This window comes from Halopseudomonas sp. T1L2, assembly GCF_055397385.1.
Genome location: NZ_AP040865.1, coordinates 2,739,408 through 2,756,265, shown reverse-complemented (window position 1 = coordinate 2,756,265; position 16,858 = coordinate 2,739,408). Strand labels below are relative to the sequence as shown.

Genomic DNA, 16,858 nt, shown 5'->3' with positions numbered 1-16,858 from the left:
GCTGAGACCGAGCATGGTCAGGCCTTGCCGGTGAGGATCCGGTATTTTTCCATCAGTTCCTCCTGGCTCTCGACGTTGTCCGGGTCGAGCGGGATGCAGTCGACCGGGCAGACCTGCTGGCACTGGGGCTCGTCGAAGTGGCCGACGCACTCGGTGCACAGGTTGGGGTCAATGACGTAAATCTCTTCGCCCTGGGAGATGGCGCCGTTGGGGCATTCGGGCTCGCAGACGTCACAGTTGATGCAGTCATCGGTGATGATCAGGGACATGGGCCTACTCTCCGCAGCTTCAGGCGTGATAGCGCTGAATCAGCGCCTCATTGACAACCGGATGAACGAACTTGGTGACGTCGCCACCCAGCGCGGCGATCTCGCGCACCAGGGTAGAGGAAATATAGGAGTATTTTTCCGACGGCGTGAGGAACAGGCTTTCAACGTCCGGCGCCAGGACCCGGTTCATGTTGGCCAGCTGAAATTCGTATTCGAAGTCGGATACCGCGCGCAGACCGCGCAGCAGGACGTTGGCGTCGACCTCTTTGACGAAGTGCGCGAGCAGTGAGGAAAAGCCCACCACTTCGACGTTGGGCAAATGGCCCAGTACGGTTTGTGCCAGTTCAACCCGCTGCTCGAGCGGGAATGCCGGGTTCTTCTTCGGGCTGGCGGCGACGGCGACGACGACCCGATCAAACAGCCGTGATGCCCGCTCGACCAGATCGGTATGACCTTTGGTGATGGGATCGAAGGTGCCGGGGTAGAGTACGGTGTTCATGCGTGATCGGGTCCTGCGGCTGGGTTGATGAGAGGTTGTCGAGAGGCAGATGGTAGCTCAACAACCAGCGAAAACCCAGATGCAGAGCGGCGGCACCCATCAGGCACCGCCGCTTTGCCGGTTAGCCCAGGTCGCTTGCCAGCTGGCTGGCCAGGCGGGCTGCAAGGCCGTAGACCGACAGCTGCGGGTTGGCGCCGATACTGGTCGGGAACAGTGAACCGTCGATGATCGATAGGTTTTCCAGCTGATGATGGCGGCCCTGGCTGTTGACCACCGCCCGCGTCGGGTCCTCGCCCATGGCGCAGCCACCCATGACGTGGGCGCTGGCCAGGCGCACGTCGTGCAGGCGGTAGCTCAGGCCGGCAACTTGCTCCTGATAGTCCGCCCAACTGGTGCTCAGCCGGCCATGGGCGTGGCTCGGCATCACCGCCCTGGCGCCCGCGGCAAACTGGATTTCGCCCATGCTGAGGAAGGCGCGGCGAACGCCATCCCAGAGGTAGTCGGTAACGGGGTAGTCGAGCAGCGGATCGCCGTTGTCGCGCAGTGCCACGCTGCCGCCCTGGCTCTGCTCGTGGAAACCGTCACGCAGCAGTGCCAGCAGGATATTGCTCTGCGGCAATGAGGCCATGTGGTGCAGATGCTGCAAGCCGAAACCGCCCATCAGGGTCGAGGTCATGCTGGGCTGCATGGGAGGCACTTCGAGCTTGTAGCCGACCGGGCCGGTGGTGCCCTGATCCCACTGGAAATGATCCGAGTAGATTGACTGTGGCGCGCCGTAATAGCCGTGGATATCGCGGTCGTACTGGGCCAGCGTCAGGTTGACCGGGTGCAGGAAGGTGCGTTTGCCGACCCGCTGGTGCGGGTCCGGCGCTTTCGAGCGCAGCAGCAGCGCCGGGTTGTTGATGCCGCCACCGGACAGCACGATATGACGGCCACGCAGGCGCAGGCGTTGCCCGCTCGGTTGGCTCAGGGTGGCGTCCATCGCCCGGCACTCCACTTCGCTGACACGATCACCCTCGAAGACCAGGCGCTCGGCACGGGCGCTGTGTACCAGCACCGCGCCCTTCTCCAGCGCTGCGGGCAGGGTCGTGACCAGCATCGACTGCTTGGCATTGGTTGGGCAGCCGGTGCCACAGTAGCCAAGGTTCCAGCAACCGCGCACGTTGCGCGGAATCACTTTCCAGTGGTAGCCGAGTTTCTCGCAACCCAGGCGAATCACATCGTTGTTGGCATTCGGTGGCACTGCCCAGGGGGCAATGCCGAGGCGTTCTTCCATGCGGGCAAACCAGGGCGCCATGCTGGCGCTGTCGAGGCCCTTGACGTCGTGCGCCTCAGCCCAGTGGGCCAGCGTCTGGTCCGGAGTGCGGAAGCTGCTGGTCCAGTTCACCGTGGTGGTGCCGCCTACGGTGCGGCCCTGGAGAATACCGATCCCGGCATCGGCGGTGGCCCGGGCGGCGCCTTCCTGATACAGCTCGGCGTAGGCCTTGGCTTCGTCATTCTTGAAGTCGCTGGAGGTTTTCAGCGAGCCTTCCTCCACCAGCAGCACGCGCAGGCCGGCGTTGGCCAGAATCTCGGCGCTGGTGCCGCCGCCGGCGCCGGTGCCGATGATCACGACGTCGGCTTCAAGGGTGGTTTCCTGGGCGAGTGCGCTGGCGTCGATGACCTGCCAGCCGCGCTCAATTCCCTGCAAAAACAGATCGGGTACGGGCATGGTAATTCCCTGCAGTCGAAGTCAGATGATGGGCGGGCCGGGGTAGCCAACGGCAGCCCAGGACTGGGGTGTGGCGTACCAGGCCATGTGCAGCAGTTGCAGCAGGCTTTTGTGCCCCTTGCGCAGCAGCTCGAAGCGGCTGTCACGCCAGCGCAGCAGGAAGGCCTCGAGCTGTTCCGGGCTGGCCTGGGCCAGGTCGCCCCAGATGCCGGTCAGCGGGCCGCGGGTCAGCGGCATCGAGAGCATGCCCAGCAGGTTCAGCACCTCGCTCTGAACAAAGGGCGAGCTGTACTGCAGGGAGCGGTCAAGCTGGGCGATGGCCAGTTCGATGGCATTGCTGTTTTCGCTAAAGGCGGGGTGCGGGCCGACTGCGGCGGGAAACAGCGCGGCCAGCAGGGGCAGGTCGGATTCGCGCAGCACCGCCATGTTGCCGGCAGGGCCGGAGGAGCTGCAGCCGCTCAGGGTGGCGGTCAGGCCGGCGGTGCCGAGCATCAGGCTGGCACCGAGACCGAGCTTGAGCAGGCTGCGCCGGTCGAGATTGGCAGAGGTCGTGTCTGACATGTTCGGTCTTCTTGTTGTTGCCGGCAGGGCGTGCCTGCCGGATGTCATCGGCGCCGTGTCAGCGCAGGAACAGTTTGTACACCAGTTTCAGCAGGGCACCACCATAGGGAGGATAGATGGGTTTGGCGCCGTTGTAGCGCTGCTTGATGTACACACCCTTGGCCTTGCTCATGGTGAGAAAACCCTCGTGGCCATGGTAGTGGCCCATGCCGGAGGCGCCGATGCCGCCGAACGGCATGTCATCCTGGGCAACGTGCAGCAGCGCATCGTTGATGCACATGCCGCCGGCGTGGGTCTGTTCCATCAACCGTCGCTGCTCGGCCTTGTCGTAGCCGAAGTAGTAGAGCGCCAGCGGGCGCGGGCGCTCGGCGATATAGTCGAGTGCGGCGTCCAGGCTGTCATACGGCAGGATCGGCAGCAGCGGCCCGAAAATCTCGTCCTGCATGACCTTCATGTCGTCGCTGACGTCGAGCAGCAGGGTGGGGGCGATGATGCGGGTGTCGCCGAGCTCTTCGTTGGCCGGGTTGACCGGCAGGATACGTGCACCTTTCTCGGCCGCATCGCTCAGGTAGCCCTGCAGGCGCTGATACTGGCGCGGGTTGATGATCTGGGTGAAGTCGGCGTTATCGCGCAGGCTCGGGTACATCTGCGCAAACTGCCTGAACAGCGCCTGGGTAAACTCCTCCACCCGGTTGCGTGGGCAAAGAATATAGTCCGGTGCAACGCAGGTCTGACCGGCATTGACGCCCTTGCCGAAGGCGATGCGCTCGGCCGCGTCGTTCAGCGGTACGTCGGCGGAAATGATCGCCGGCGATTTGCCGCCCAGTTCCAGGGTGACCGGTGTCAGGTTATCGGCGGCGGCGCGCATCACATGGCGCCCGATGCTGGTGGCACCGGTGAACAGCAGATGATCGAACGGCAGTTTCGAGAAGGCAACGCCCACGTCCGCTTCGCCGGTCACCACGGCGACCTGCTCTTCGGGGAATATCTCGCTGAGCAATTGCTCCAGCACCGCTGCAGTGCGGGGGCTGGATTCGCTCATCTTGATCATCGCCCGGTTGCCGGCCGACAGGGCAGTGACCAGCGGGCCGATGGCGAGAAACAGCGGATAGTTCCACGGCACAATGATGCCGACCACGCCAACCGGCTGGTATACCACCTCGGCCTTGGCCGGCTGAAATGCCAGGCCGACCTTGCGCCGGGAGGGCTTCATCCAGCGCTTCACATGCTTGCAGGCGTAGTGGATGCCTTCCAGCGAAGGCATGATCTCGGCCAGGCGGGTTTCGTCTGCCGAGCGGCGACCGAAGTCTTCGCTGATGGCGGTGATGAGCGTTTGCTGATGTTTCAGGATGGCCTGTTTGAGTGCTTTCAGGTGCCCGATACGGTCGTCGGCCGAGGGCATGGGCGCCTTGCGGAAGGCCGCGCGCTGTGACTCGAATAATGCCTGCATGCGGCTGATGGACTGCTGTTGCTCTTGCAGATAAGCAATATCGGCTACCATGGGGCCTCCCGTGGGCTGACCTGTGGTTTTCACCACTGTTGTTTTTTTTCGGCTGCCGGTTGAGCTGTAGTTCCCGCCAGCCAGGGGTATGGGATGTAAGTTTTAGAGTAATTGCTCTAAAGTGTCAAATATTCAGCAAGCGAAGCCGATCTATTGCCATGAAAACCCGCGACCGTATTCTTGAAGCCAGTCTGCAGCTGTTCAACGAGCAGGGCGAGCGCGCTGTCACCACCAACCACATCGCCGCTCATCTGGGGATGTCGCCGGGCAATCTCTATTACCACTTCCGCAACAAGCAGCAGATCATCGCCGAGCTGTTTGATCACTACGAGCGCGAGCTGGAAGACAGTCTGGCGCTGCCGACCGACCGCGGGCTCGATCTGGATGACAAGGCACGTTACGTCGAGAGTCTGAGTGAGTCGCTGTGGCGCTACCGTTTCCTGCAGCGCGACCTTGAGCACCTGCTGGCCAGCGATGCGCAGGTGGCCGAGCGTTACCGCCTGTTTTCGCGGCGGGCACTGCGGGCGGTTGAGGGGATCTTTCAGGGCACCATCGACGCCGGCATTCTCGACGCCCGCTACGCCAACGCCGAGGTGCTGGCGCTCAACAGCTGGCTGCTGATGAATAGCTGGACCAACTTTCTCTGCACCACCGTCCTGACGGACCCGCAGGCCCAGCTGACCCCGCAGATGCAGCGCCGTGCGGTCTATCAGGTGCTGGCGCAGGAACTGGGGCTGTTGAGTGACGCGGCGCGGCCGCGGGTTGAGGCGATGCTGCGCGAGTATTACGCCGAGCTGCCTGAGGCCTGAAGCTGCAGCGCCAGCCAGTCGGGAATGCGCCGCTCAAGGTAGTAGCGTGGGCGCCACGGCAAGCCTTCGATAAAGCCGACGTGACCGCCGCCCTGGTGCAGTTCAAATTCGGTGCATGGCCCCAGCTCGCTCAGCTGCGGCAGGCTGCGGGGGTAGACAAAGGGATCGTTGGCGGCCTGAATCAGCAGGCAAGGCACCTGGATAGAGCCGAGAAAATAGCGGCTGCTGCAGCGCCGGTAGTAGTCCTCGGCACTGGCAAAGCCATGCAGCGGTGCGGTCACCCGGCCGTCGAAATCCCAGAAGGTATCCATCCCCTCCAGTGAGCCCAGTGCGTCGAGCCGCGCGTGCTCGCTGTGCCAGCCGTGATGGCTGAACAGCCGTTTCTTGTTGCTGACGTAGGCCAGCATGTCGCGCATGAAGCGGCTCTGGTAGACGCGGGAAAAGCCGACACTGATGCGGTCGGCGCATTCATCCAGACGAAACGGCACCGACACCGCGACCGCGGCCTGCAGCGGGCATTCATGCGCGCACTCACCCAGATACTTCAGCAGCACGTTGCCCCCGAGGGAAAACCCGGCGGCGGCCAGCGTGCGGCCCGGATAGCGTAGCAGCAGGTAGTTGACGACCTCGGCCAGATCGTCGCTGGCACCGGAGTGGTAGGCGCGGGCGCTGTGGTTGGGCTCGCCCGAGCAGCCGCGCCAGTTGACCGCGACGCTACGCCAGCCGAGTTTGGCCAGCTGCTGTTGCTGGCCGAGGATATACAGCGAGCTGGAGCTGCCGGTCAGCCCGTGCAGCAGAATCACGCAGGGTTGCCCGGCGTGATTCGGGCCGAACCAGTCCAGATCGAGAAAATCGCCGTCGGCCAGCGTCAGCCGTTCGCGCTCACGCTCGAGCCTCGGCGGGCGTCGCAGCAACGGGCCAAACAGGGTCTGCAGATGACCGCCGGGCAGCCAGCGCGACGGTCGGAAGCTGCTCAAGCCTGCCGATGCCACAGGCTGTACCAGACCTGACCGGCGCGTTTTTCGCGGTGCAGCTGCCAGTTGCCCGGCAGCGCCAGCTGACTTGGTGGCTGTTCGCTTTCGATGTAGATCTGCGCGTCGTCGGCCAGCCACTGGTTGGCTTCCAGTGCCGCGCAGGCCGGCTCCAGCAGTCCCTGACGGAACGGCGGGTCGAGAAACACCAGATCAAAGCGCCGTGGTGGCGTGCCGGCCAGCAGTGACAGGCCGTCCTGCTGGATTACCTCGGCACGGTCGCAGTTCAGCGTTTGCAGATGGCCGCGCAGGGTGTGTACCACGTCGCGGCTGAGGTCGCCGGCCAGTGCGCTGGCGGCGCCGCGCGACAGCGCCTCCAGGGTCAGCGCGCCGCTGCCGGTGAACGGATCAAGGCAATGGGCGCCGGGTACGTCGCTGCTCAGCCAGTTGAACAGGGTTTCGCGCACCCGGTCCGGGGTCGGACGCAGGCCCGGCTGTTCGGTAAAGGTGAAGCGGCGGCTGCGCCACTCGCCAGCGATGATGCGCAGCTGGCTGACTCTGGCCTTGGCCTGGTTGGACTTCATGCACTGGGCTCCTGCTCTGCCGCCGCGCTCGGCTGGTCGGCATTGTCTTCGGGTTCTGCGGGTGGTTGCGGCGGCCCTACGGTGATCACTACGCGCTCGCTGGCGGGCAGATGCCGGGCGAAGGCCTCACGGATGTCCGTTGCGGTCAGCGCCTGAACACGGTCGAGGAACAGCTGCATGTGGTTGAGTGGCAGGTTGTAGAAGCCGATGGCTGCCAGTTGCGCGACGATCGCCGAATTGCTCGCGGTGCTGAGCGGGAACTCGCCGAGCAGTTGCTGCTTGGCGCGGTTCACTTCGGCATCGGTCGGACCTTCGCTGATAAAGCGGTCAAGGGTCTGGTTGACCACCTCCAGCGCCTGTTCGGCCTGATCGCTGCGGGTCTGCAGCGAGATCACGAACGGGCCGGGGGCCTGCATCGCGCTGAAGTTACTGCCGACGCTGTAGGACAGCCCGCGTTTTTCGCGCACTTCCTCGACCAGTCGCGAGCCAAAGCCGCTGCCACCGAGGATCTGGTTGCCGAGGTACAGCGCGGCGTAGTCCGGATCGGTTCTGCTCATGCCCTGCTGGGCCACCAGCACATGGGTCTGGCTGCTGGCAAAGTCGATGTGCTGGCTGCTGGCTGCGATTTTTTCCGCTGGTGGCGTTGGCTCGGCAGCAGGTCCTTGCGGCATGGCATCGGCCAGGTGCTGAGCCAGTTGCTCGGCCCGGGCGCGGTCGATATCGCCGACCAATGCGATCACCGCGTTGCCGGCGCTGTAGTAGGTCTGCTGGAAGCGCTGCAGATCGTCCCGACTGATGGCCTTGAGGCTGTCTTCGCTGCCATCCGGCGGGATGCCGTAGGGGTGGCCCGGATACAGCGTGCTCCAGAGCGCCTCGCTGGCCTGGGCGCCAGGGCGCTGGCGGGCGTAGCGCAGGCCGGCCAGCAGTTGCTCGCGGATGCGTTCCAGCGAGGCTGCGGGGAAACTGGGTTTGGACAGGATCTGCGCAAACAGGGTCAGCGCCGGATCCAGCTTGTCGGCGGCGGTCAGGGTGCGCAGGCTGATCAGGCCCATATCACGGTGCGAGCTGTTGCCGAACTGCGCACCGAGGCGCTCGAAGCCGGCAGCAATATCACCGGCATCCAGGCTGCCGGTGCCCTCGTTGAGCATGGCGTTGGTGAACATGGCCAGCCCGGGCAGCTCACCGTCGCGGCTGGCGCCAGCGGCGTAGAGCAATTGGATGTCGAGCATCGGCAGCTCGCCGGCGTGCATGAAGTACACCGGCGTGCCCTGACGGGTTTGCCAGTGCTGCAGGTCCAGCCCGCGGCGGGCGGGCGGGGTGTCCAGATCGAGTTCTTCCAGCGAACTCAGCGCCGGCAATGGCGAGCCGAAGACCTCGGTGGCGGTATCGGCCGGACCGTCGTCAGGTGCCTGGGCAACGGCGGGCGTATCAGATGCAGGCTGGCTGTCAGGCGCACGCTCCATCAGCAGAAACAGCATGCCACCAAGGGCTGCGAGGGCGATCAGCCAGCGCAGCACGGAGAAGGGTTTGCTCTGGCTCATGGCTGCTGCTCCTCACGGGCGTTCGGCAGGTTGTAGCTGCGGGTCAGCCGTTCGCGCACCAGATAACGGCGGGCGACCTCGCTGACCTGCTCCGGGGTAACCGCTTGCAACGCTTCGATATCGTTGTCGACCAGCTGCCACGGCAGGCCGACGGTGACCAGTTCGCCGATACGGTTGGCCTGCTGCATGATGTTGTCCTGGGCGTAGACCAGTCCGGCCACCACCTGGGCCTGCACGCGGGCCAGCTCCTCGGCGCTCGGCGGGGTCTGCTTGATTGCGTCAATCTCTTTCCAGATGGCGGCTTCCAGCGTGGGCAGGTCGATGTCGCGCGCCTCGTTGGGAATGCCGCTGAAAACGAACAGACTGTCGCCGCGGGTAAAGGCGTCGTAACCGGTGCCGACCGAGGTGGCGATGGCGTCGCCGCGCTCCAGGTGGCTTGGCAGGCGGGCGCTGTAGCCGCCGTCCAGCACGGCGTCGAGCAGACGCAGGGCGTGGGCTTCCCATGGCTCGCTGACGGTATTGAGCGAGGGCACGTTGAAGCCGAGCAGCAGGCTCGGCAGCTGCAGATCCAGATGCTGGGTCAGGCTACGCTCGCCAATGACCGGCAGCTCCAGCGGCTTGCGTACCACCGGCAGCGGGCCGGCCGGCACCGCGCCGAAGTAGCGCTCCACCAGCGGCTTGACGGTTTCCGGGTAGACGTCGCCAACAATCACCAATGTGGCGTTGCCCGGCACGTAGTGGCTTTTGTACCAGGCGCGCAGGTCTTCGATCTGCATGCGGTCGAGGTCATGCATCCAGCCGATCACTGGCTGGGCATAGGGGCTGGCGGTGTAGGCCTGGGCGAGGAAGCGCTCGTAGGCGACGCCGTTCGGGTTGTCGTCTACCCGCATGCGACGTTCTTCCTTGATGACCTCGATCTCCTTCAGGAACTCGTCTTCCGGCAGGGTCAGCAGGTGCATGCGCTCGGCCTCCATCTCCAGTGCCACCGGCAGCTGATCGCGGCTGAGCATCTGGTAATAGGCGGTGTAGTCGCGGTTGGTCATGGCATTTTCACTGGCACCAAGACTGCTCAGCAGGCGCGAGGCCTGGCCGGGTTCAAGGTGCTCGCTGCCTTTGAACATCATGTGTTCCAGCGCATGGGACAGGCCGGTCTGCCCCGGTGGCTCGTCGACCCCGCCGACCTTGTACCAGACCTGCGAGACCACCACCGGGGCGCGGTGATCCTCGCGGATGATCACGTTCAGGCCATTGTCGAGGGTGTAGCTATGGGTCGGTTGCCGGCTGTCGGCCATGGCCGTCGGCGTGAGCAGTGGAAGCAGCAGCAGGAGAGTACGCAAGCGCAACATGCAGGTGTCCTGTTTTACAGCGCGGTAATCGTGAGACCCTGCACGCAGACCGGCGTACCGCCTGCCGCTGGGTCATACCGCCGTTGGCGGAAGTGGGGTAGGATAACCCAACCTGTGCGACACGTGTCGCGCTCATGGAGTAGGGTAGCTGGCCCGTTGATCCCAACTTGTTGATAAACAAGAAAAACAGCATGAGAGTTGCTAGTAAGCACAAGAAGACAGGGGCGGAGCCGCTGTGTTCGTTAAAGCATTCCTAATGCCTTAAAATTCGCGATCTTGGTTGAAATTTAACCATTTCGCGACAGTTGTAATAATTGGAAACAATTAGTCCAACTGCAAATCGTGCCCTAGGGGCGGCCATCTGCCCCTGCCTAGGGACAGTTGCGCCCGCCATGCCATCGCTGCGAAGCGCAGGCGCAACTCAATAATAGAGCGCAAGCTCTTCATCGAAATGTCGGGACGAAGCGTGTTTTTCGTTATCCGACCCAGCATATGCCTGCTGGTCTGCTAGGAGGGCATGCATACGGGGCCAACCTGTATGTGTGAAGCCTCTCTGACAATGTCCTAATAACCCGACCGTGAGGAAGGGCCTTCTCTGCGAGCTATACGTGGGGTGTAGTGGTCTACTAATCCCGGACACCAAGTTAGGCGGTAGAATCGCCATCAGCGAGGTGTTCAATGAGCAAACAACGTCGATCCTTTTCGGTCGAGTTCAAACATGATGCAGCGGCCTTGGTCGTCGACCAAGGCTATAGCGTGGCAGAAGCCTGCAAGTCGATGGGTGTCGGAGAAACCGCTCTCCGGCGCTGGGTCGATCAACTGCGCGAGGAGCGTGGTGGAGTGACGCCAAACAGCAAGGCGCTCACGGCTGAACAGCAGGAAATTCAAGCCCTGAAGGCGCGTATCAATCGCCTTGAGCTGGAGAAGAAAATCTTAAAGGAGGCCACTGCGCTCTTGATGGCCGAGGAGCACGGGCGCAGACGTTGAGGTCGATTCGGCAACTGGCCAAGCGCTATCCCGTCCAACTGTTGTGTGCTGTTTTCGACGTGTCGCGCTCTAGCTATTACGCCTACCTGGCCAGATGCAGGCGCGTTAATGTTCAGCGGCTACTGCTGCGTCGTCGAGTGAACGAGCTGTTTACTCAAAGCCGCAGTGCCGCGGGTAGTCGCAGCATAGCCGCCATGCTCCAAGCAGAAGGCACAGTGATCGGTCGCTTTAAGGTAAGAGCGCTGATGAAAGAGCAGGGCCTGATTAGTAAGCAACCGGGGACACACGCCTACAAGAAGTCGACAGTGGAGCGGCCTGACATACCGAACATTTTGGAGCGGCAGTTCACTGTCGAGGCCCCCAATACGGTTTGGTGTGGCGACATTACCTATATCTGGGCGCAGGGCAAATGGCATTACCTCGCCGCAGTATTGGACTTGTTCAGTCGCAGAGTGGTGGGCTGGGCGATGTCTGCCAAGCCGGATGCTGATCTGGTCGTAAAGGCGCTCGACAGAGCCTACGAGATGCGTGGGCGCCCAAGTGGTGTCTTGTTCCACAGCGATCAAGGTAGCCAATACAGCAGTCGCCACTTCCGCCAGAGGCTATGGCGATACCGGATGCCCCAGAGCATGAGTCGGCGCGGAAACTGTTGGGATAATGCACCGATGGAGCGCCTGTTCCGTAGCCTGAAAACGGAGTGGGTTCCGACGGTAGGCTACATGACCGCTGCACTGGCTGAGCAGGATATAGGTCGCTACCTAATGCAATGCTACAACTGGACAAGACCACATCAGCACAACGGCCTCGTGCCGCCGGCTGTTGTAGAAGAAAAACTTAAATCACTGTCCGGAAATTGTTGACCACTACATACAGCCCTTTCGATCCGGAGCACGAGTTGAAGTGGGAAGCACTCAGAATCAAACGGATGCAGCACAAACTGCGTTATCGGAAACAGATTCTGTGGCTTTTCAGCAGACAGCAAGGCAAGTGTGCCTTGTGCGGGAGCGCGATCAGCAAGGATACCGGCTGGCACGACCACCACATTGTAAGACGAGTGGATGGTGGGTCAGACACGCTAGGAAATCGCGCGCTGCTTCACCCCAATTGCCATGCCCAGTTGCATAGTCAGCATGGTTCAGTAGCTCTGAGACACAGCGGAATCAGGGACATCCGCTCCTCATCGTAACCGGGTCAGTGTAAACTGGCTTTTTCATAGGCTTGAGCCGTATGCGAGGAAACTCGCACGTACGGTTCTTAGGGGGGGATGGGCCAGTAATGGCTTGTCCCTACCCGACTCAATATGGCGAAGCATTCGCCGTCGAACTCAGATAGTGACTCTTCATGTTTGGTTCCAAAGACAAACCGCAAAACCCCGATGCCAAGACCTCCGCCAAGCCCGAAAAGAAAGGGCTGTTCGGCTGGGCACGCCGCCGGGAAGAGCCGGCGCCCGCTGAGCCGCAGGCCGATGCACCGGCGCCGCTCACCGGCGACCTGAATACCGTTGAGGGCCGCGAAGCCGCGGCCCGTGAGGCGGCTGCCTCGCTGTTTTCCGAGCTGGGCCAGAAGGCGCCGGTCGAGGAAACCCCGGAACCGGTCGCCGAGCCGGAGGCCAAGGGCTTCTTCGCACGCATGCGTCAGGGTCTGTCCAAGACCAGCGTCAACCTCGGCGAGGGCATGGCCAACCTGTTCCTCGGCGAAAAGGAAATCGACGACGAACTGCTCGAAGACATGGAAACCCGGCTGCTGATGGCCGACGTCGGCATTGAAGCCACCACCATGATCATGGAAACCCTGCAGCAGCGGGTTACCCGTCGTCAGGTGTCCAGCCGCAAGGCGCTCTACCGTGCCCTGCAGGATGAGCTCGAAGCGCTGCTGGCGCATGTCGCCAAGCCGCTGGAAATCGACAGCAGCAAGAAGCCTTACGTGATTCTGGTGGTCGGTGTGAACGGCGTCGGCAAGACCACCACCATCGGCAAGCTGGCCAAGCGGCTGCAGGGCGAAGGCAAGCAGGTCATGCTGGCCGCGGGCGACACCTTCCGTGCCGCAGCGGTCGAGCAGCTGCAGGTTTGGGGCGAGCGCAACCAGATCGGCGTGATTGCCCAGCACACCGGTGCCGATTCCGCTTCGGTGATCTTTGACGGCCTGCAGGCCGCCAAGGCCCGTGGCGCCGACGTGCTGATCGCCGACACCGCTGGCCGCTTGCACAACAAGGACCACCTGATGGACGAGCTGGCCAAGGTCAAGCGCGTGATGGCCAAGCTGGACCCCGACGCGCCGCACGAAGTGATGCTGGTGCTCGACGCCGGCACCGGCCAGAACGCCATTTCCCAGACCAAACTGTTCGACCAGGCGGTTGGCCTGACCGGTCTGACCCTGACCAAGCTGGACGGCACCGCCAAGGGCGGGGTGATCTTTGCCCTGGCCAAGCAGTTTGGTCTGCCGATCCGCTTTATCGGTGTGGGCGAGCAGATCGATGACCTGCGCCCCTTCACCGCACCCGACTTTGTTGCCGCGTTGTTTGGACAGAAGCCATAAATGATTCGCTTCGAGCAGGTCAGCAAACGCTACCCTAACGGACATCAGGGGCTGGACAAACTCAGCTTCCATATCCGGACCGGCGAGATGGTGTTTATTACCGGCCACTCCGGCGCGGGCAAGAGCACCCTGCTCAAGCTGATCATGTGCATGGAGCGCCCCAGCAGCGGCGCCGTGCACGTTGGCGGTCAGAACCTGCGCGATCTGGGCAGTGACGACATTCCCTACCTGCGCCGCCAGATCGGCGTGGTGTTTCAGAACCACCAGTTGCTGTTCGACCGCACGGTATTCGACAACGTCGCCCTGCCGCTGATTATCAACGGCACCCCGGCCGACGAGGTAGGACGCCGGGTGCGCGCCGCGCTCGACAAGGTTGGCCTGCTGAGCAAGGAAAACAGCTATCCGATCGCGCTGTCCGGCGGTGAGCAGCAGCGGGTCGGAATTGCCCGCGCGGTGGTCCACAAGCCGGCGCTGCTGTTGGCGGACGAGCCGACCGGTAACCTCGATCCGGAACTGTCGGCGGAAATCATGGCGCTGTTTGAAGACTTCAATCGGGTCGGCGTGACCGTGATCATCGCCAGCCACGACCTGCCACTGATTGCCCGCCTGCATCACCGCACCCTGACGCTGGATCAAGGCCGTCTGCTGGCCGATGGAGAGTCCTGATGAGCGCCAAGCAACCCCAGCCCGGCCGCCGCAAGACACCCAGCGGGGCGGCGCGCTCCCAGCGCGACTGGCGTCACCCGCTGCGCAGCTGGTTCGGCAGCCACCGTGACAGCGCCCGTCAGGCGCTGGTGCGGGTGCGGCATTACCCGTTCAGCAGCGCCATGACCGTGCTGGTGATGACCATCGCCCTGGCGTTGCCGATGGGCCTGTCGGTACTGATCGGCCAGGTCAAGCAACTGGGGGTGAACTGGCAGGAAGCGGCGCAGATCTCCGTGTATCTGGCCGATGACGTCAGCGCCGAGAAACAGCAGAGCCTGACCGAGCAGATACGCCAGCTGGCCGGTGTGGCGCAGGCGCAGTTGCTCGACAAGGACCTGGCACTGGCCGAATTCCAGCAGCACGCCGGCATGGGCGATGCCCTGCTGCAGCTCGACTACAACCCGCTGCCGAGCGTGATTGTGGTCACGCCACTGAGTATCGACGGCGGCGCCGCGGCGCTGGAGCCACTGCGTGACCGCCTTGCCGCCATTGACGGCGTTGAACAGGTGCAGATTGATCTGCTCTGGGTCGAGCGGCTGGCGGCCATTCTGGCGATGTTTGAGCGCTTTGCCGGCGGCCTTGGCGTCTTGCTGATCATTGCTCTGTTGCTGGTTATGGCCAACACCATCCGGCTAGCCATCGAAAGTCGCCGGGACGAGATTCTGGTGATCAAGCTGGTGGGCGGCACCGATGCCTTCGTGCGTCGCCCGTTCCTCTATATTGGCGTGCTTTATGGCCTGCTCTCCGGGGTGCTGGCCTGGATACTGCTGGCGCTCGGTCTGGCCTGGCTGAATGTCACCGTCGAGCGCGTTGCCTCGCTTTATCAGAGTGAGTTCGCCCTGTTCGGCATGCCCTTTACCGATGGGCTGGCGCTGGTGTTTGGTTCCATGGTGCTCGGGCTGGCGGGCGCCTGGCTGGCGGTCGGGCAGCATGTACGGGCGATTGAGCCGCAATAAGGCAGCCGCAAGCGACAAGCGCAACCCGCGAGGCGTCTAGTGGCGCGTTTACCCGTCGAGTGCGGCGCGGCAGTAAACGCCGGGATAAGCCGTTCACCGGCCGCCCGCCGGAAACATCCTGGTTGGGCTTGCCGCTTGCCGCCACGCTGAACTTTAGGTTACGTTCACAGTCCTATTTTGCGGTGATACACTCAGCCGTCTTTATTTGGGGAGTTCGAACATGAGCACTGCATTGCAGCCTGTTCATACCTTGGCTCCGGGAGCCAATCTCGAAGCCTACATTCAAAGCGTCAGCGCCATTCCGATTCTCAGTGCGGAAGAGGAGCGGGTGCTGGCTGATCGCCTGTACTACCACGAAGACCTGGAAGCTGCCCGTCAGCTGGTCATGTCTCACCTGCGTTTTGTCGTGCACATCGCCCGCAGCTATTCCGGTTACGGTCTGGCGCAGGCCGATCTGGTGCAGGAAGGCAACGTTGGTCTGATGAAGGCGGTCAAGCGTTTCAATCCGGAGATGGGCGTGCGCCTGGTCTCCTTCGCGGTGCACTGGATTCGCGCCGAGATTCACGAGTTCATCCTGCGCAACTGGCGGATCGTCAAGGTCGCAACCACCAAGGCCCAGCGCAAGCTGTTCTTCAACCTGCGCAGCGCCAAGAAGAAGCTGGCCTGGCTGTCGCAGAATGAAGTCGAAGCGGTTGCTGCCGACCTGGGTGTTGCCGAGCGTGAAGTCCGCGAGATGGAAAGCCGTCTGTACGGTCAGGACCTTGGCTTTGACGGCGCGCAGGACGATGACGACGATGCGGCCTACGCACCGGTGCATTATCTGGAAGACAAGCGCTATGACCCGGCTACCCAGCTCGAGTCGGCCGACTGGTCCGATAGTGCCAGCACCAGCCTGCTGACCGGTCTGGAGGCGCTGGACGAGCGCAGCCGCGACATTCTCTACCAGCGCTGGCTGGCCGAAGAGAAGGCCACGCTGCACGAGCTGGCAGCCAAGTATCAGGTCTCTGCCGAGCGTATTCGTCAGCTGGAAAAGAACGCCATGAACAAGCTGAAGAAGAACCTCGAAGCCGAGGTTGAAGTCTGACGCTTGCAGCACTGATCGCAAAGGGGCATCCGCAGGATGCCCTTTTTGTTGGTGTCGCAGGTACCCCGGTTTAGGTTTCTCGTGCTGTACCGAGCCGTAGGGCCACGGCATGCCGTGGCCGCTGACACCGCCAGCGGCGAGAAAAGCACATTTTCCCGTTTCCATAACAAGATCAAGGAGTACCGCATGACGCGCCGTCAGGGTGTGCGATTGGCCACACTGTTCACCGTGGTGATTCTCGCTTTCTATGCCTTCGGTTACTGGCAGTCGCGGCCGGCCGCGCCGGAGCCGCTGGCATGGTACGGGCAATATCAGGACACCCTGCTCAAGCCCCTGCAGGCCCAGCGCCTGACCCTGGCAGACGCCGGCGCCGCGCTGGGCCACGGCACTCTGTGGATGATCAGCGCTGAAGGCAAGCCGTTGCTGGTCAGCCGCTATACGATGGAAAGCGATGACTTGAGCTGGCGCGTGCAGGCGGTGATCGGCCTGACACCCGAGCAGACCGAGAGTCTGGTCCAGGCCCAGGCCTGGCAACCGGAGCTGCCGGATCAGCCGATCAACTCGGCAGTCGGTGATGCCCTGAAAGACCGCAAGATCGTGCGCCTGAGCCTGATCCCCAACGAGCCGATGTCACTGGCGCAGGTGCAGGGCACCTTCGGCAATCCGGATCTGCGTCTGCCGGTCAGCGAGGGCGAAGCCTGGGTTTATCCGAAGGAGGGGGCGGTGGTTGCCGTTGGTGAAGAGCAGGCACATTCGATCATGTTTGGGTTGCGCGAAGCGTTGCCGGCGGAGCAGTAAG

The 16,858-nt window shown here is 62.9% G+C and carries 17 protein-coding genes; 8 read left to right on the top strand and 9 right to left on the bottom strand.

Translation table 11 applies throughout. The features are described from left to right. Nucleotides 1-17 precede the first annotated feature (17 nt). The 5 genes from ACZ5WQ_RS13095 to ACZ5WQ_RS13075 form a co-directional block, all read right to left on the bottom strand. Nucleotides 18-269 (bottom strand): YfhL family 4Fe-4S dicluster ferredoxin, encoded by a 252-nt coding sequence (locus tag ACZ5WQ_RS13095; RefSeq protein WP_088275993.1) that lies wholly within the window; start codon nucleotides 267-269, stop codon nucleotides 18-20. A 19-nt stretch (nucleotides 270-288) separates the two neighbouring features. Then, nucleotides 289-768 carry a pantetheine-phosphate adenylyltransferase gene (gene coaD, locus ACZ5WQ_RS13090; RefSeq protein WP_088275995.1) on the bottom strand — a complete coding sequence of 160 codons (480 nt, stop codon included), beginning with the start codon at nucleotides 766-768 and terminating at the stop codon, nucleotides 289-291. Nucleotides 769-889: 121 nt separating this feature from the next. Then, nucleotides 890-2,479, bottom strand: a complete 1,590-nt coding sequence (locus tag ACZ5WQ_RS13085; protein ID WP_464382451.1) for a GMC family oxidoreductase — start codon at nucleotides 2,477-2,479, stop codon at nucleotides 890-892. A gap of 21 nt (nucleotides 2,480-2,500) precedes the next feature. After that, complete coding sequence (locus ACZ5WQ_RS13080; RefSeq protein WP_285677796.1) at nucleotides 2,501-3,040, bottom strand: twin-arginine translocation pathway signal protein; 540 nt, start codon at nucleotides 3,038-3,040, stop codon at nucleotides 2,501-2,503. A 58-nt stretch (nucleotides 3,041-3,098) separates the two neighbouring features. Continuing rightward, nucleotides 3,099-4,541: a coniferyl aldehyde dehydrogenase gene (locus tag ACZ5WQ_RS13075; RefSeq protein WP_464382450.1), complete on the bottom strand. Its 1,443-nt coding sequence runs from the start codon at nucleotides 4,539-4,541 to the stop codon at nucleotides 3,099-3,101. Nucleotides 4,542-4,699: 158 nt separating this feature from the next. On the opposite strand from ACZ5WQ_RS13075, the gene ACZ5WQ_RS13070 reads away from it, so the two are divergent. Next, on the top strand, nucleotides 4,700-5,350 hold the full coding sequence (locus ACZ5WQ_RS13070) for a TetR/AcrR family transcriptional regulator (RefSeq protein ID WP_228247126.1): 651 nt from the start codon (nucleotides 4,700-4,702) through the stop codon (nucleotides 5,348-5,350). Here the strand turns inward: ACZ5WQ_RS13070 and ACZ5WQ_RS13065 are convergent. The 4 genes from ACZ5WQ_RS13065 to ACZ5WQ_RS13050 are packed head-to-tail and all read right to left on the bottom strand — an operon-like array spanning nucleotide 5,326 to nucleotide 9,792. After that, the gene (locus ACZ5WQ_RS13065; RefSeq protein ID WP_464382449.1) at nucleotides 5,326-6,327 is read right to left on the bottom strand and encodes a hydrolase; all 1,002 of its coding nucleotides are present in this window, start codon (nucleotides 6,325-6,327) and stop codon (nucleotides 5,326-5,328) included. The genes ACZ5WQ_RS13070 and ACZ5WQ_RS13065 overlap by 25 nt on opposite strands. Further along, nucleotides 6,324-6,905, bottom strand: coding sequence for a 16S rRNA (guanine(966)-N(2))-methyltransferase RsmD (gene rsmD, locus ACZ5WQ_RS13060; protein WP_228247124.1), 582 nt, complete (start codon nucleotides 6,903-6,905; stop codon nucleotides 6,324-6,326). The genes ACZ5WQ_RS13065 and rsmD overlap by 4 nt, the downstream gene beginning before the upstream one ends. Continuing rightward, nucleotides 6,902-8,446, bottom strand: a complete 1,545-nt coding sequence (locus ACZ5WQ_RS13055; RefSeq protein ID WP_228247123.1) for a M16 family metallopeptidase — start codon at nucleotides 8,444-8,446, stop codon at nucleotides 6,902-6,904. Before ACZ5WQ_RS13055 ends, rsmD begins: the two co-directional genes overlap by 4 nt. Beyond that, nucleotides 8,443-9,792, bottom strand: a complete 1,350-nt coding sequence (locus ACZ5WQ_RS13050; RefSeq protein ID WP_464382448.1) for a M16 family metallopeptidase — start codon at nucleotides 9,790-9,792, stop codon at nucleotides 8,443-8,445. Before ACZ5WQ_RS13050 ends, ACZ5WQ_RS13055 begins: the two co-directional genes overlap by 4 nt. A 678-nt stretch (nucleotides 9,793-10,470) precedes the next feature. Between ACZ5WQ_RS13050 and ACZ5WQ_RS13045 the strand changes: the two genes are divergently transcribed. The 7 genes from ACZ5WQ_RS13045 (at nucleotide 10,471) to ACZ5WQ_RS13015 (ending at nucleotide 16,857) form a co-directional block, all read left to right on the top strand. After that, nucleotides 10,471-11,639 (top strand): IS3 family transposase gene (locus ACZ5WQ_RS13045; protein ID WP_464382447.1). Its coding sequence is split into 2 segments (ribosomal slippage): nucleotides 10,471-10,732 and nucleotides 10,732-11,639, totalling 1,170 coding nucleotides; the frame shifts between segments, so codons are not numbered across the junction. A gap of 65 nt (nucleotides 11,640-11,704) precedes the next feature. Next, entirely contained in the window at nucleotides 11,705-11,965 is a 261-nt protein-coding gene (locus ACZ5WQ_RS13040; RefSeq protein ID WP_464383653.1) for an HNH endonuclease, read from the top strand. A gap of 155 nt (nucleotides 11,966-12,120) precedes the next feature. After that, nucleotides 12,121-13,314 (top strand): signal recognition particle-docking protein FtsY, encoded by a 1,194-nt coding sequence (gene ftsY, locus ACZ5WQ_RS13035; RefSeq protein WP_464382446.1) that lies wholly within the window; start codon nucleotides 12,121-12,123, stop codon nucleotides 13,312-13,314. Beyond that, a complete protein-coding gene (ftsE, locus tag ACZ5WQ_RS13030) occupies nucleotides 13,315-13,980 on the top strand; it encodes a cell division ATP-binding protein FtsE (protein ID WP_464382445.1) in 666 nt (221 codons plus the stop codon). Then, nucleotides 13,980-14,975, top strand: coding sequence for a permease-like cell division protein FtsX (ftsX, locus tag ACZ5WQ_RS13025; RefSeq protein WP_269688447.1), 996 nt, complete (start codon nucleotides 13,980-13,982; stop codon nucleotides 14,973-14,975). The genes ftsE and ftsX overlap by 1 nt, the downstream gene beginning before the upstream one ends. 220 nt (nucleotides 14,976-15,195) lie before the next feature. Further along, complete coding sequence (gene rpoH / locus ACZ5WQ_RS13020) at nucleotides 15,196-16,059, top strand: RNA polymerase sigma factor RpoH (RefSeq protein WP_228247119.1); 864 nt, start codon at nucleotides 15,196-15,198, stop codon at nucleotides 16,057-16,059. A gap of 186 nt (nucleotides 16,060-16,245) precedes the next feature. After that, complete coding sequence (locus ACZ5WQ_RS13015; protein ID WP_464382444.1) at nucleotides 16,246-16,857, top strand: hypothetical protein; 612 nt, start codon at nucleotides 16,246-16,248, stop codon at nucleotides 16,855-16,857. Nucleotide 16,858: the final 1 nt, after the last annotated feature.

Bases quoted from the DNA above. Each gene is read 5' to 3' on its own strand.
- ACZ5WQ_RS13095 (WP_088275993.1), bottom strand. From the start codon at position 269: ATGTCCCTGATCATCACCGATGACTGCATCAACTGTGACGTCTGCGAG.
- coaD (WP_088275995.1), bottom strand. From the start codon at position 768: ATGAACACCGTACTCTACCCCGGCACCTTCGATCCCATCACCAAAGGT.
- ACZ5WQ_RS13085 (WP_464382451.1), bottom strand. From the start codon at position 2,479: ATGCCCGTACCCGATCTGTTTTTGCAGGGAATTGAGCGCGGCTGGCAG.
- ACZ5WQ_RS13080 (WP_285677796.1), bottom strand. From the start codon at position 3,040: ATGTCAGACACGACCTCTGCCAATCTCGACCGGCGCAGCCTGCTCAAG.
- ACZ5WQ_RS13075 (WP_464382450.1), bottom strand. From the start codon at position 4,541: ATGGTAGCCGATATTGCTTATCTGCAAGAGCAACAGCAGTCCATCAGC.
- ACZ5WQ_RS13070 (WP_228247126.1), top strand. From the start codon at position 4,700: ATGAAAACCCGCGACCGTATTCTTGAAGCCAGTCTGCAGCTGTTCAAC.
- rsmD (WP_228247124.1), bottom strand. From the start codon at position 6,905: ATGAAGTCCAACCAGGCCAAGGCCAGAGTCAGCCAGCTGCGCATCATC.
- ACZ5WQ_RS13055 (WP_228247123.1), bottom strand. From the start codon at position 8,446: ATGAGCCAGAGCAAACCCTTCTCCGTGCTGCGCTGGCTGATCGCCCTC.
- ACZ5WQ_RS13050 (WP_464382448.1), bottom strand. From the start codon at position 9,792: ATGTTGCGCTTGCGTACTCTCCTGCTGCTGCTTCCACTGCTCACGCCG.
- ACZ5WQ_RS13040 (WP_464383653.1), top strand. From the start codon at position 11,705: ATGCAGCACAAACTGCGTTATCGGAAACAGATTCTGTGGCTTTTCAGC.
- ftsY (WP_464382446.1), top strand. From the start codon at position 12,121: ATGTTTGGTTCCAAAGACAAACCGCAAAACCCCGATGCCAAGACCTCC.
- ftsE (WP_464382445.1), top strand. From the start codon at position 13,315: ATGATTCGCTTCGAGCAGGTCAGCAAACGCTACCCTAACGGACATCAG.
- ftsX (WP_269688447.1), top strand. From the start codon at position 13,980: ATGAGCGCCAAGCAACCCCAGCCCGGCCGCCGCAAGACACCCAGCGGG.
- rpoH (WP_228247119.1), top strand. From the start codon at position 15,196: ATGAGCACTGCATTGCAGCCTGTTCATACCTTGGCTCCGGGAGCCAAT.
- ACZ5WQ_RS13015 (WP_464382444.1), top strand. From the start codon at position 16,246: ATGACGCGCCGTCAGGGTGTGCGATTGGCCACACTGTTCACCGTGGTG.